This window comes from Gottfriedia sp. OAE603 (assembly GCF_040543965.1).
In the GTDB taxonomy this organism is placed as follows: Bacteria; Bacillota; Bacilli; order Bacillales; family Bacillaceae_G; genus Gottfriedia; species Gottfriedia solisilvae.
On record NZ_JBEUNN010000001.1, the window covers coordinates 1,899,347 to 1,912,793 of the forward strand.

Genomic DNA, 13,447 nt, shown 5'->3' on the forward strand with positions numbered 1-13,447 from the left:
TTGGAGTTGGAGGAGAACAATGGTAAAAAGTAATATCTCTTAAAGAAACCGAATAATGATTCCATCTACCGCCAAAAAATCGATAGCCATAAACTCTTGATTCTGCAATAGTCGTTAAATAAAACCAAAAATTGTCTCCGTTTCTTAGCCACAAATACGTGAAACGATACAAACAATTTTGAAGACCCCAGGGATTTGGGGGATAGGGTGGATGTTGTCCATATACCATAATTCGTGGTTCCCTCCTTATGAAAACTGACTTATTACAGTGTATTCTCGGGGTTAAAGTTATATGAAATTGATAAAGGGTTGGGTAAATATACAAATTTAGAGTCGTATTGCTTTTACAATGAAAACTTGAACAGTTAAAAAAACATGCAATATTCGAAATGCAAGAAATCTGATTAAATTTAAGCATGTTTAGAAATACTTAGATGATTTAGGGGATACTATAAAATATTAACAGTAAGTGAGGTAAATCATGGAGAAAAAATGGTTCACTGAGAAAGAACTTGAAGATTACTCAAACAAAGGGATTTTGTCTGATAAAGTAGTTAAAGAATTGCGTGAATTAAAAGAAAAGGATCAAAAGAAAAAATCATCTAAGAATCCTTAGATAATTAGTTCTTTACTAGGTGATTGTTGTAATACATTTAGAGGATTATCATTTGATAGTCCTCTTTTTTATTAAAAAGGACTATTTGACTGTAAAAAAGAATTATAAAAAAAGGTGCGTGAAAAATTACATTTTATGAGAGGTTGAGATTCGTGAAAGTACACGATTGTCCAAAGTGTAATACTTATAGTGGAGTATGTATGAAAGTCATCAAAAATGCTCCAACTTTTTCGGAAGAGCTATTTAAGTGCACTAATGTACCTGGAGCGGTAACTGGTCGGAAATGAATTTTTCGTGAGGTTAAATTGCCCGAGATTCCAGGCGGGATATCGAACACTGACGTCGAACCAATTTTTGATTATTATGTACTTCTTTCAGATCAAATTAGAATTACATATTCAGGAGGATACTGCCCTCATTGTGGTGGAAGTGATCCTTTTTTGGGGTATAACGTTATAAACGATTTCTAAGTATGAAATAAATATTGAATAAAAAATAGGAGCCCTTTTTATGAAGAATAAGAAATTAATTTTATTTTTTTGTCTATTAATAGTTGTTGTATTTTCAAGTTATCTATATAAACATCAAACGGATACAGTAGAGGTAAGAATTGAAAAATCAAATCAGTTTACTGAGGATGAAATAAATACGGCAATAAAAACTGTGAAAGAAAGATTTAAGTATTTTAAGGGATGCCAGCTTATAGATATTTGGTTTTCAGAGAAAGAATCAAACGCTATAACCGAAGATTATATGAAATATGGTAGAGGTTCTGAAAATGGTGTAAAAGAAGAAAATGTAATTGTTTTGTTATCTAATTTTATGGTTGATTCTTCAGGTGGTGATGGAAGTTTCGAGCCAAATTCAACTCAGTCTGATTGGAGCTGGACTCTAATTAGGGATAGCAAAAATGATAAATGGCAAGTTGATTCTTGGGGATATTAATCATTCTCCTTTAATAAAAAAATCTTTCTATTTAATCTAATGCCTGCTTTGGAACAACAACGAAAACGATTTCTAAAATTGATTGGAGTGAAAATGAATGCGAATTGAACATGTAGCTATTTGGGTAAATGATTTGGAAAATATGAAGTCGTTTTATGAAACATATTTTGATTGTAAGTCAAACAATAAATATCATAATATTGAAAAGAAGTTTGAATCCTATTTTCTAACTTTTAAGTCAGGTGCAAGATTAGAAATTATGCGTAAAGTAGGTATTGATCAATCAAATCAACAAAATCAATTAGGGTGGGCTCATTTAGCTATCTCTTTAGGAAGTATGGACTCTGTTAATCATATGACAGCTAGATTAAAAAACGAAGGTTACTCTATTGTGAGCGGTCCACGTGTCACTGGAGATGGATACTTTGAGAGTGTAATAGAAGACCCAGAAGGAAATTTGATAGAATTGACTATTTAATGAAACTAAAGTTAGCCTTAATTGAACAAGAACATACAAATTGCAATGATTAATAGCTACTTTAGTATTTAAAAATAGTATTAAAATGGTATAATAAAGTAAAAAATGTGGGGTATATATTTTGATTGGAGATATAATTTATCAGTTATTTGTATTACTTGTTCTTATTTTTTTAATTGTCGCTATTGTATTATTTGTACGTTCCTTAAAGAAACGTAACAACCAATTAAAGCGTATAGAAGATAAGCTGGATAAATTATCTGAACAAAAATCGAATAGACTAGACTAGACTCATTGAGCTGACGCATAAGTTAGCAAACTATGAATCTAGGATTCCTAGGCAGTGAAAAACAAGGATTAGTCTTTCATTCATTCTGAATAATAAGCAGACTTAAGGTTCTTCAATTGGAAGAATCTTTTTTGTTCTATATTTTTTCAATCAGACATGAACTTATTGCCCAATGACATATACTCTATGGGTTTGTTCACAAAAGCGACAAAAATTTATGCAGTAAACTAGATTAGCAAAATAGATATAAAGGAAAATAATAGAAAAAACCGAATATAGTACAGTATTAACTAATCGAGGTGATCATTATATGAGTGATAATGAAAAATATGAAGACTGGTTAGATGAAATTGTGAAGCGTCATGAAAAAGAAGGTGGATTTGACAATTTACCTGGAATTGGAAAACCTTTATCAAAAGAACATTTAAAAGATGACTTATTAACAACTGTCATTAAAAGGTCAGGATATAAACCAGATTGGTTATCTAAGCAGAAAAAAATATTTGATAAGCTTGAACATATTGTTTCGCAGATTAAGTCAGAAGAACACTCTTCAATTATTTCAAAATTAATAAATGAAGTGAATTATGAAATCAAACAATATAATTTGAGCTGTCCGTTTGCGATGCAAAAAAATTATGTGACCAGAGAAAATATTGAACATCAACTTGTGTTTTGGAAATAGTTGAATATACCATATGGAAAAGGAAGATTGAAATGAACGAACAAATGTATCAATTAAATAGTTTAATCAATTGGTATAAATCATTACCCTTGAATGATTTAGAGTTAATGAATAAACCAATTGCTGAAGGCAAATTCTCAGTGAAAGAAATTATTGCTCATCTTTATAGATGGGATGAATTTTTACTGAACGTTGGTATTCCTTCAATTATAGAAAGTGGCAAAATAGATTTTCCGAATTTTCATGACTATAATCATGAATCTGCAAAACTAGTATCAGAAAAAGGAATCGAAGAAGTCATAACTCAAGCGATAAAAACTAGAGAAAATCTCGTAAAATGTTTCAATGATTATCAGGAATTTGCACAAAAAGAAATTAGCATGAATGGTAAAACACATATTCCTAATACAGATCTGCATTTTACGTTTTACTACTTAATTGAAGATTTTAGTGAGCATGATCAGCATCATAAAAAGCAAATCGAGGATTTTTTACATATTCAAAGTTCAACTCAAAAAATTGATACGTAAGAATTGCTATGACCGACGGAAGTACCGCTAAACGCTTAGCGAAAATGGAAGTAAATTAAGTTGATGAAGCTGATTTAGAAAATTGGTAGTCAATTGTAAAAGGGTACTTGGTAAGGTTGATTAGATATTTATATAGTATTAGGTGAAGATTATGAAGAGAGAAAGAGTGATTTTTGTATTAATCATCTGTATTTTGTTTCTTACGTATGTTCCGAGTATACTAGCAAGCTCAACTGTCATTTTACGCGAAGAAAAAGCAGGTGGATATCAGTATCAAATTACACAGGAACAAAAGGAATATAGATGGAAGATAGGTCACAAAGAAAATGTGTTTTTCATAATAGAAAGTAAAGAAAATGCTGATTATTTAGATCGTTTTAGAAGAACGGTTAATGATCTTAGTTTGCAAAAATTAGAATTTATTCTTAGTATTTCTTATTTAGTTTTGATTATCGTTAGTATAATCTTGGGAAAAAGAAAGTATAAACAGATTCCTTCTGGTCCGATGTTATTTTTCATTTGTTTAATTATGATCACGCTTTTACATTCTGTGAATACATTTTATGATTTATATGACACATACAATAATGCAAATTATTATTTTCACAGTCTTCTAAATATTAAAGGGGCAATTATAAAGTAAATTTTTGTAATGAACTAATTAAAAGATAAAATAAAAGCTCAGAATTTCTAAAAAATTCTGAGCTTTATTTATGTATGATTATCATACTATTATTATATTTTTCCACAGTTTTTATTTGTTCTTACTGCCTTTCCAATCCTTTAACATCGCTAAGTCTATTTCTTCTATTAATTCTTCAGTTCCATCTTCCATAACGTATTTAACAGTTACATCCTTGTTATTACTGATCGCATACCAAAACCTTTTATTGCCTTTTACTTGAATGATTTTAGCTTGTTCTTGTCCTGCATAAACTTTTTTTATCGTTTCGTCACTTATCGCACCAGAATATATATAAGGTACATTATTCATAGAAGACCATTTATGAGGAGTATCCCATTCTGATCCTCTTGTTTGTTTCCAGTTCCAATGACCATTTATTTTCTCAAAGTAACCAATGAATATTTGTTCTCCTTGGAGATTATTCTCAAGAAATATGGCAATCGCATCGTCTGGATGTACAACATTTAGTTCATGATGAATAAGAGAGTAAGAATAATTTACATCTTCATCATAATTTTTTTTATTTTCCTCCATTTTCTTCTGAAAAAAGTCTTCAAAAGATTGATTGTTAGAACAGGCTACTAATAATGAAAAGCAAACGATTAGTATCATCATTCCAAACCTTTTAATAATATCACCTCCGAATTCAATTAATCATTCATACATTTATATCCTGAATTTCGATTATAAGCTACTTTTACTTTTTATATTTTAACATATATTTCCAATTGATCATGTGTTTTAACTTCTCAATACAATATTGACTGAATCAGTTTTAGTATAATGTAAATTAGCTATATTCCTGCAAACTATTTAGGCAATGAATTTGGAATCTGATGTAATGATTAATTATTTCACTTAAAAAACTTATTAAACTTAAGCTGTTTAAGTTTTGTTATGGATATTTCATGATTTATCTAATATAATAGAAAGCAAGAAATATTTAAGGGGCAGTAGTCTATGTATCAAGAACAAAGGTTAACTTTGATAAAAAAGTATTTGTCTTCTCATAAAAGTATTTCATTAGAAGAGATTTGCGAAATGCTTAGTGTTTCAAAGGATACAGCAAGAAGAGATCTTGTTAAACTCGAGGAACGTGAAGAAATAATTAGAATCAAAGGTGGAGCGACAATTCCATCAGCAAATAAGAATTTAATCGATTATAAAGAACGAAAAGTGACAGTAAGTAAGGAGCGAATTGCTCAGAGCGCTTCTTTTCTAATAAACGATCATTATGATTTATTGATCGATGCATCTTCAACTGGTGCACTTATGGCTAAATTCATGGAAAACAAGCAAGTTAATGTGATTACTAATTCTATTGATATTGTTGATTTGTTAGGGGAGTATACTGATATTCCAACTTTTTTACTTCCAGGAAAATTCAATAGAAAAAATAGGAATCTAACTGGACCTAGAACGATTGAAACACTAAATGACTTTATATGGTGGATCAGCTATTTATCGGTGCTTGTGGTATTAGCGCTGAAGGAGCAACTTCACCTGATGAGGAAGAAGCCTTCTTAAAGAAGAAAATGATTAGCCGTGCACGACAAGTTATTTTATTAGCTGATCGTTCAAAGTTTGAAAAAACATTTCTACACAAGGTTTGTGATATTACAGATTTTGATGTCATTATTACAGATACACAACCGGATGATACTGTGATGAAAAAGATCATAGAAAATAATATACATTTAATTGTTACAGAACTAGAAGGAGAGAGTGAATAAGATGAAAAAAATTAATGTTGGTTTAGTTGGGTATGGCCTTTCAGGAGCTACTTTTCATGCACCATTGTTAAGTGTTTTAGAGGAATTCAAAGTGTTAAAAGTTGTTAGTTCTAATAAGGAAAAAGTTCTACAAGATTTGAGCGACGTTGAAGTAGTGAAAAGTTTAAATGAGGTTCTTGAGGATCAAGCGATAGATTTAGTCGTAATTACAACACCAAGTGGTTTGCATTATGAAATGGCTAAACAGAGTTTAATTGCCGGTAAACATGTTATTTTGGAGAAGCCAATGGTAGTAGAAACTCAGGAGGCAGAGGATCTAATCAAAATTGCCGAAGAAAAGAATCTACTTTTAAGTGTTTATCATAACAGAAGATGGGATAATGATTATTTAACGGTGAAGAAGCTAGTGAGTGAAGGTGTGCTTGGAGAGATTAATACATACCAGGTTCATTTTGATCGATTTAGACCAGAGGTAAGGGATAGATGGAGAGAAAAACAAGGTCCTGGATCAGGTACTTTGTATGATTTAGGTTCACATTTAATAGATCAAGCCTTACAACTATTTGGAATGCCAAAATTTATATTAGCAGATGTAATTGCCCAAAGAGAAAATGGCGAAACGGATGATTATTTCCACCTTACTTTAGGATATGAGAAGCTAAGAGTTATTTTACATTCTGGATCAATCGTTCCGAGTAATGGACCGCGTTTCCAGGTTCATGGAAGCAAAGGTAGCTTTATTAAGTACGGGCTTGATGGACAAGAAGATGCACTTAAATCTGGTAAAAAGCCTATAAATGATTCATGGGGAGCGGATGATCCTCAATTTTACGGTAAGCTCAATACAATTGACGGAGAACAAGTGAAGTCGGAAACAATTGAAACCGTACATGGTTCTTATTTAACGTACTATAAAAAAATTGCCGAAAGCATTAATGTTGGAAAAAGTGTACCAGTTTCTGGACAAGAAGGTTTATTAGTAATAAAAATCATTGAGGCTGCCCAAAAAAGTAGTTTAGAAAAAAAAGCAATCTATTTAGATTAAATTGTTTTTCAAGGAGCGTTTACTGTGGAAAATACCAATATTCAAGAGAAACTTGACCTCATTAAAAGTCAGGAAGAAAAACTAGTTTTTAAGCGTTTTTCTAATGAAGATGCACTAGAAATCGGCTTATCGATCATTGAAGCTAGTAAAAAACTCAATAAAGCTGTATCAATTAATATCGTGAAGAATGGGCAAACAATTTTCCATCACGCTATGGATGCTACAACTCCGGACCAAGATGAATGGATTAAGAAGAAAACAAATGTAGTTTTCCGACACCATCACAGTTCATATTATATGCGACTTTATAACGAGATGAAAAACAGATCATACTTTGAATTTTATTCTGTTAGTCCGTTTGACTATGCTATACATGGTGGGGCATTTCCAATTACGATTGAAGGAACAGGTGTCATTGGTGTTATAACAGTTTCTGGCTTGTCCCAGGAAGAAGACCATGGATTGATCGTCGAGGCATTTACCAAATTTCTAACTGAAACTTCCCAACTTTAAATTAATATTTTAAATTCAAGAGTTGCTACCTACGAGTAGCTCTTTTTTTTGCAAAAAAAATAGAGGTTTTTCCTCTTATACGTGCTAACTTTATAATCCTCCTAGAGCTTTTATTGTTGCAGCACCAACAATCCCATCTACGTTTAAATGATGATCTTTTTGAAATCTGCGTACGGCTTGGTCTGTGTGATATCCAAATATACCATCAATGCCTTTTGTACTATACCCGAGAGATGTTAGTTTTTTCTGTAGGGATTTTACGGTTGTTCCACGATTCCCCAGTTTTAATATTCCTACATTTGTAGAAGGTATAGAAGGATTTGTGTTAGTACCAGTTACCTTATAACCATTTGCTTTAGCAATTGTGTTAAAGGCTTTTGTAGATGTTGTTATCACAACAGTCGTATTTACTTTAATTCTAGCAAATAGCCATTCTACTTCATTATCATACATCCGAATACAACCAGAGCTAACATATTTCCCGATTGAACTAGGGTTATTGTTTCCATGAATAGCATATGTTGTACCCCATGTTCCTCGAGCATTTAACCCAAGCCAACGGTTACCAAGTGGATTTCGAGGATCGCCGCCCGGAATACCTTCTTTATAGTACGGCCTATTTACAATTTTATTTACAATTTTAAACCTTCCTTCAGGAGTGTAGGATGGTTTTCTACCAGTGGCTACTTTAAATACTTTAATGAATGTCCCGTTTTCATAATATGCAAGCTGGTTCGTTGATTTATTAATGATTACAAATTGACTTACAGCAGCTTTACTAGATTTTATTCCTATGCTAAAGAATATTAAACAAGTCAAAATCAACAACGTAAAAAATTTTCTAATCAATCGCCTTCCTCCCCATAGAATCTTAATGATGATGATCATTTAATCCTATGTTTGAAGAAGTTGTCTCTGTTACAGTTTTTTACAAATGTTAAATATTGTTAACTCTTTACGCGATTAAAAAAAGATTAATATCAAAAGTTATTTAGAATGAAAACTGTATTTATTAATGTTTGAAAGGGAAATACATTTCTTTTGTAGAATATTGCAACAATACATTTTTTTGAAAGGTTTTGATAAAATTGAAGACTTTACTTTTAACAGGATTTGAACCTTTTTTAAACTTTCCGATCAATCCAACAGAAGATATTGTAAAAGAACTGGATGGACAATCTATTGGTCAGTATAAAATTATTGGTAAAATATTACCTGTAGATTTTCAATCTGCTGGAGATCTTCTCATTAAGTTATATCATGAAATCAATCCAAATGCAGTCGTTTCTTTGGGCTTAGCTGGTGGCCGTTTTAAAATTACACCTGAACGAATTGCTATTAATTGTAATGATGGTGCAGAAGATAATCAAGGAAATAAATTTATAGGTAAAAAAATCGATGAAGAAGGACCAGATGGCTTATTTTCAACATTACCTGTACAAGCAATTGTTGATTATTTAAATGAAAAAAAATTTCCAGCAGAAGTTTCGAATTCAGCTGGAACCTATTTATGCAATAACGTAATGTATCAATTGCTTAATGAATTAAAGAATAAAGAAATCTCAATTCCAAGTGGCTTTATTCATATTCCAGCTTCACATGAATTAGCAGTTTTACAGAAAAACTTACCTAGCTGGTCACAATCTGATTTAGTAAATGCAATCAAGCTAGCGTTAAAAGTTATTAGTACAAATGAAGAAAATTAATCTATCAATTCATCCTGTTGGATGTTCTGGTATTGTATGTTATGTGGGGGATTCAATTTCAGACGAAACGAATGATTTGGTACATGTGATCTCACTCCACATTATAAATAAAATGGGGCATAAATTTACTGGAGTTGTTCCTTCTTATCATTCCGTTACTATGTTTTATGACTCGATTACATATTCATTTTTCGAAATAAAGAAAGAAGTTGAAACGCAAATACTTTATTTGCAAACTATAAATCTTAAACAGAAGAAAACAATATATGAAATTCCTGTTTGTTATGGATTACAATATGGTCCAGATATCGAGAATGTTATGAATCATCGTCATATTTCAATGAATGAAGTGATTCAGATGCATCAGGAAAGCTTATATCGAATTTATATGATTGGGTTTTTGCCTGGTTTTCCATATCTTGGAGGACTAAACCCAAAATTAGCTACGCCTAGGTTGAAAAAGCCTAAACTTGTTCGGCAAGGGGCTGTTGGAATTGCAGGGGACCAAACAGGAATATATCCGTTTGAATCGCCCGGTGGTTGGAATATTATTGGTCAAACCCCAGTCACTATCTTTTCAATTAATCGTGATGATACGATATTGTTTCAATCAGGTAGTTTCTTACGATTTAAATCAATTAATGAAATCGAATATGCAGAAATAGAAAAATCTATTAAAGAAGGTTCATTTTCGCTCAAGAAGGAAGTGCTCGAAGTTGATGAGAATTGATTTGAATAGCGATATTGGTGAAAGTTTTGGACGGTATCAAATAGATGATGAAGGGATCATGCCTCATATTTCATCAGCAAATATTGCATGTGGCTTTCATGCCGGAGATCCATTTACTATGTATGAAACGGTTAAGCTTGCAAAAAAATATAATATTTCAATTGGGGCACATCCAAGTTTTCCAGATTTACTTGGTTTTGGACGCAGAGAAATGAATTTTACAGAAGATGAGGTTTATCAATTAGTACTTTATCAAATAGGTGCTTTGTATTCAGTTTGTAAAGCTCATAAAATGGATTTACATCATGTAAAGCCTCATGGGGCTTTATACAATATGGCAGCAAAAAATAGTAAACTAGCATTAGCAATCACAAAAGCGATAAAAACTTTTGATTCTTCTTTAATTTTATATGGACTTTCAAATAGTAAATTAATAGAAGCAGCAATTGAAATGAATATCCCATATGCTTCTGAAGTATTTGCAGATCGTACATATCAAGAAGATGGGTTACTTGTCGATCGGAGTCTGCCATTGTCAGTGCATATGAGTACGAAAGAGGCAGTAGAACAAGCAATTCAAATGATAACTACGAATACAGTTACAACAATATCAGGGAAAATAATTACATTAGATGCTGATACAATTTGCTTACATAGTGATTCAGTTATCGGGGCGGAGTTAGCAACTGAATTGCGAAAGAGTTTTCATCAACATCAAATTGATGTCAAAACTGTTGGAGAGTAATGATATTGATTTCTTTATTTGAAGTGTTAAAGGTCGGAGTACTAGTTACAATCCAAGACATGGGCAGAAAGAATTTTAGACATATGGGCATACCAGTTTCCGGGGCTATGGATCAATTAGCTTATCAATGTGGTAATTTATTGCTTGGGAACAAACGTGATGTTGCGAGTATTGAAGTTGCCATGGGTGGTACGATTTTAAAAGTTTGTCATGATGTGGATGTCGTTATTACAGGAGCGGATTTATCACCTACAATTAATGGACAAACAATTCCGATGTATCGAGTGATTCGATTGAAACAAAATGATATCTTAACTTTTCATGGCGCTAAAAGTGGCGTTTACGCTTATATTGCAGTGCCAGATGGTATTTGTAGTAAAGTAGATTTTGAGAGCCAATCTTCTTATGTACTTGCAAAGTTAGGTACTGACATTCTTAAAGGTATGATAATTCATGGGTACCATAATGAAAAAACGGGATTTAATCGGCCTAAATTATGAATGGCAACCAAACTACTCAACTAAAAAAGTGGTTCACTATATAAAGAGTAGTCATTTTAACTTGTTACCAGCTGATTTAATCAATGAATTGTCTACTAATTTATTAATAGGAACAAGCAATAGAATGGGCATGTATTTAAGTACGAATAAAAAGATTAATCAAGAATTTAATGCCAATATAATTTCAGAGGGTACGACTTTTGGAACAATTCAAATCTTACCGAGCGGGCAGCCAATCATTCTACTCGCTGATTGTCAAACGACTGGTGGATATGTGACATTAGGTACGATTATTCACTCTGATTTAACAATTTTATCTCAAGCAAAGCAAGGCGATTACATTAATTTAGTTGCAATAGATATAGAGTGTGCGAGAAATCGAAATATTGAGTATGAAAGATTTCTAAGGCATTTACTATTAGAAAGGCAAAACATAATAAAGGAGAGATCTTCATGAAAGAAATATTAACAACTTTATTTCATGCCGCTGAGACTGGAGACTATCAATTAGTAGACAAGCTATTAAGTGAGCAACCATTACTAGTGAATAAGGAAAATGAAAATGGTTTAACACTATTAGGCATTGCAGCACATTTTGGACAAATTGAAGTTGTAAAAAATTTATTGTCACATGGTGCAGAAATCAATGCAATTTCACATTCGAAAATTTCATTCATCCCACAAAATACGGCACTACACGCCGCAATTGCAGGGGCTAAATCAATTGAAACGATAGAGTATCTACTATTAAACGGAGCAGATTGTAATAACAAAGATAGTGAAGGACATACACCTTTACATATCGCAGCGTTCGAAGGAAATGTTTCAATAGCAAAACTGTTAATAGAAAATGGCGCAAAAATATATAAAAGCAATGCTGGTAAAACACCTTTCCAAATTGCTGAAGAACGTAATCTTACTGAATTTATTCATTATTTATCACAAGCGGTTAACTAAAAAAAAGCCTTTGTTTAATGTGGATTTTAAAAAAAACAAATTTCTGTTTATATATGAGTTAATAAACAAAAAGTGTTGTGATCGCTGTATTGTCACAACACTTTTTGTTATGATGATATAAAAGTTATGTAAAAGAGGAATTGTTTTGAGGATAAATGTTTTTATTAGTGCATCAGGATATTGTTCAAGACGCGCAGCAGAAAGGCTTGTTGCAGCTGGTGATGTTAAAATAAATGGTGTTCTTGCGGAAAAGAATAGTATGGTTGATCATCAAGATATTGTAGAAATAAATGGTGAAGTGATCCAATTATCAAACGAAAAGGATTATATCATATTAAACAAACCAGTTGGTATCACATGTACAGGTTTACATACTGTAGAAGGAAATATAATAGATTTTGTTAATTATCCGAAAAGATTGTTTCCGGTTGGAAGGCTCGATAAAGATTCAGAGGGTCTAATTATCCTTACAAACGATGGACCTATAGCTCATAAAATCCTACATAGTGAAAACGGGCATGAAAAGGAATATATCGTAACGGTTGATAAGCCATTTGATCATGAATTTTTAATAGGAATGTCTGATGGGGTGCCAATAGGTGATATCATAACAAAAAAGTGTGATGTGACGAGAGTGGATGAATGTACATTTCGTATTGTTTTAACACAAGGATTAAACCGTCAAATTCGTAAAATGGCTAAGCATTTCGGATATAAAGTAGTAAAACTGAAGAGAATTCGAATTATGAACATTCATTTAGAGAATCTAGAAGTTGGAAAATGGAGATCTCTATCAGATATAGAATTAAAATTGCTTATAAATCAATTGAAAGAGGAAGAAATGAATGAAAATCTTAATTGATGCAGATGGATGTCCAGTTGTAAATGAAACGATACAAATTGCAAAAGAGTTTAATGTCCCAGTACTTTTACTATGTGATACTGCGCATATTATGCAAAGAGAAGGGGCAGAAACAATCATCATTTCACAAGGTGCAGATGCTGTTGATTTTGCGTTAGTTAATAGAGTAACAAAAGGTGATGTAATTATTACGCAAGATTATGGACTAGCTGCTATGGTTTTATCAAAGCAAGCATATGTATTAAATCAAAATGGTCATCAATATACGAATGAAAACATTGATTCACTCCTTCATTCACGTTATGTTTCAAAGAAAATTCGTAATGCAGGTGGAAGAGTTAAAGGACCTAAAAAACGTCAAAAAGAAGATAATACAAATTTTGAAATTGGTTTAAGAAAAATTTTAACGACGATTACAATGTAGTACA

At 31.9% G+C, this 13,447-nt stretch carries 21 protein-coding genes; 19 read left to right on the forward strand and 2 right to left on the reverse strand.

The genetic code is table 11. The annotated features are described in order from the left end of the window. Positions 1-481: 481 nt before the first annotated feature. The 7 genes from ABID96_RS09420 to ABID96_RS09450 all read left to right on the forward strand — a co-directional run bounded on the left by ABID96_RS09420 (position 482) and on the right by ABID96_RS09450 (position 4,186). A complete protein-coding gene (locus tag ABID96_RS09420) occupies positions 482-616 on the forward strand; it encodes a hypothetical protein (RefSeq protein ID WP_377896821.1) in 135 nt (44 codons plus the stop codon). Between the two features lie 510 nt (positions 617-1,126). After that, entirely contained in the window at positions 1,127-1,561 is a 435-nt protein-coding gene (locus ABID96_RS09425; protein WP_192601779.1) for a DUF4829 domain-containing protein, read from the forward strand. 97 nt (positions 1,562-1,658) lie between these two features. Beyond that, complete coding sequence (locus ABID96_RS09430) at positions 1,659-2,039, forward strand: VOC family protein (protein ID WP_192601780.1); 381 nt, start codon at positions 1,659-1,661, stop codon at positions 2,037-2,039. A 121-nt stretch (positions 2,040-2,160) separates the two neighbouring features. Continuing rightward, positions 2,161-2,328, forward strand: coding sequence for a DUF4083 family protein (locus ABID96_RS09435; protein ID WP_377896822.1), 168 nt, complete (start codon positions 2,161-2,163; stop codon positions 2,326-2,328). A gap of 310 nt (positions 2,329-2,638) precedes the next feature. Further along, complete coding sequence (locus ABID96_RS09440) at positions 2,639-3,013, forward strand: DnaJ family domain-containing protein (protein WP_192601781.1); 375 nt, start codon at positions 2,639-2,641, stop codon at positions 3,011-3,013. A 32-nt stretch (positions 3,014-3,045) separates the two neighbouring features. Next, the gene (locus tag ABID96_RS09445) at positions 3,046-3,543 is read left to right on the forward strand and encodes a DinB family protein (RefSeq protein ID WP_192601782.1); all 498 of its coding nucleotides are present in this window, start codon (positions 3,046-3,048) and stop codon (positions 3,541-3,543) included. Between the two features lie 151 nt (positions 3,544-3,694). Next, positions 3,695-4,186 carry a geobacillin-26 family protein gene (locus ABID96_RS09450; RefSeq protein ID WP_192601783.1) on the forward strand — a complete coding sequence of 164 codons (492 nt, stop codon included), beginning with the start codon at positions 3,695-3,697 and terminating at the stop codon, positions 4,184-4,186. 111 nt (positions 4,187-4,297) lie between these two features. On the opposite strand, the gene ABID96_RS09455 is transcribed toward ABID96_RS09450, so the two are convergent. Then, on the reverse strand, positions 4,298-4,843 hold the full coding sequence (locus tag ABID96_RS09455) for a hypothetical protein (protein WP_377896823.1): 546 nt from the start codon (positions 4,841-4,843) through the stop codon (positions 4,298-4,300). A gap of 345 nt (positions 4,844-5,188) precedes the next feature. On the opposite strand from ABID96_RS09455, the gene ABID96_RS09460 reads away from it, so the two are divergent. Genes ABID96_RS09460 through ABID96_RS09475 form a run of 4 tightly spaced genes read left to right on the forward strand, consistent with a single transcriptional unit; the run spans position 5,189 to position 7,519 of the window. Beyond that, a complete protein-coding gene (locus tag ABID96_RS09460; protein ID WP_377896824.1) occupies positions 5,189-5,755 on the forward strand; it encodes a DeoR/GlpR family DNA-binding transcription regulator in 567 nt (188 codons plus the stop codon). Then, positions 5,674-5,961 carry a DeoR/GlpR family DNA-binding transcription regulator gene (locus ABID96_RS09465; protein ID WP_377896825.1) on the forward strand — a complete coding sequence of 96 codons (288 nt, stop codon included), beginning with the start codon at positions 5,674-5,676 and terminating at the stop codon, positions 5,959-5,961. Before ABID96_RS09460 ends, ABID96_RS09465 begins: the two co-directional genes overlap by 82 nt. 1 nt (position 5,962) lies before the next feature. Beyond that, the gene (locus ABID96_RS09470; protein ID WP_192601785.1) at positions 5,963-7,006 is read left to right on the forward strand and encodes an oxidoreductase; all 1,044 of its coding nucleotides are present in this window, start codon (positions 5,963-5,965) and stop codon (positions 7,004-7,006) included. Between the two features lie 24 nt (positions 7,007-7,030). Continuing rightward, positions 7,031-7,519 carry a heme-degrading domain-containing protein gene (locus ABID96_RS09475; protein WP_192601786.1) on the forward strand — a complete coding sequence of 163 codons (489 nt, stop codon included), beginning with the start codon at positions 7,031-7,033 and terminating at the stop codon, positions 7,517-7,519. 90 nt (positions 7,520-7,609) lie between these two features. Here ABID96_RS09475 and ABID96_RS09480 read toward each other — a convergent pair whose 3' ends face one another. Further along, a complete protein-coding gene (locus ABID96_RS09480) occupies positions 7,610-8,368 on the reverse strand; it encodes a L,D-transpeptidase family protein (RefSeq protein WP_377896826.1) in 759 nt (252 codons plus the stop codon). Between the two features lie 239 nt (positions 8,369-8,607). On the opposite strand from ABID96_RS09480, the gene ABID96_RS09485 reads away from it, so the two are divergent. From ABID96_RS09485 to ABID96_RS09520, 8 genes are all read left to right on the forward strand, one after another. Then, a complete protein-coding gene (locus ABID96_RS09485) occupies positions 8,608-9,225 on the forward strand; it encodes a pyroglutamyl-peptidase I (RefSeq protein WP_192601788.1) in 618 nt (205 codons plus the stop codon). Continuing rightward, positions 9,212-9,955, forward strand: a complete 744-nt coding sequence (gene pxpB, locus ABID96_RS09490) for a 5-oxoprolinase subunit PxpB (protein WP_192601789.1) — start codon at positions 9,212-9,214, stop codon at positions 9,953-9,955. Before ABID96_RS09485 ends, pxpB begins: the two co-directional genes overlap by 14 nt. Next, positions 9,945-10,700: a LamB/YcsF family protein gene (locus ABID96_RS09495; RefSeq protein ID WP_192602069.1), complete on the forward strand. Its 756-nt coding sequence runs from the start codon at positions 9,945-9,947 to the stop codon at positions 10,698-10,700. Before pxpB ends, ABID96_RS09495 begins: the two co-directional genes overlap by 11 nt. Before the next feature lie 5 nt (positions 10,701-10,705). Beyond that, on the forward strand, positions 10,706-11,200 hold the full coding sequence (locus ABID96_RS09500) for a 5-oxoprolinase subunit C family protein (RefSeq protein ID WP_377896828.1): 495 nt from the start codon (positions 10,706-10,708) through the stop codon (positions 11,198-11,200). After that, positions 11,166-11,657 carry a 5-oxoprolinase subunit C family protein gene (locus ABID96_RS09505; RefSeq protein ID WP_377896829.1) on the forward strand — a complete coding sequence of 164 codons (492 nt, stop codon included), beginning with the start codon at positions 11,166-11,168 and terminating at the stop codon, positions 11,655-11,657. Before ABID96_RS09500 ends, ABID96_RS09505 begins: the two co-directional genes overlap by 35 nt. Beyond that, entirely contained in the window at positions 11,654-12,157 is a 504-nt protein-coding gene (locus tag ABID96_RS09510; protein WP_192601791.1) for an ankyrin repeat domain-containing protein, read from the forward strand. The genes ABID96_RS09505 and ABID96_RS09510 overlap by 4 nt, the downstream gene beginning before the upstream one ends. Positions 12,158-12,302: 145 nt before the next feature. Continuing rightward, a complete protein-coding gene (locus ABID96_RS09515) occupies positions 12,303-13,019 on the forward strand; it encodes a pseudouridine synthase (RefSeq protein WP_192601792.1) in 717 nt (238 codons plus the stop codon). Beyond that, positions 13,003-13,443, forward strand: a complete 441-nt coding sequence (locus ABID96_RS09520) for a YaiI/YqxD family protein (protein ID WP_192601793.1) — start codon at positions 13,003-13,005, stop codon at positions 13,441-13,443. The genes ABID96_RS09515 and ABID96_RS09520 overlap by 17 nt, the downstream gene beginning before the upstream one ends. Positions 13,444-13,447 lie beyond the last annotated feature (4 nt).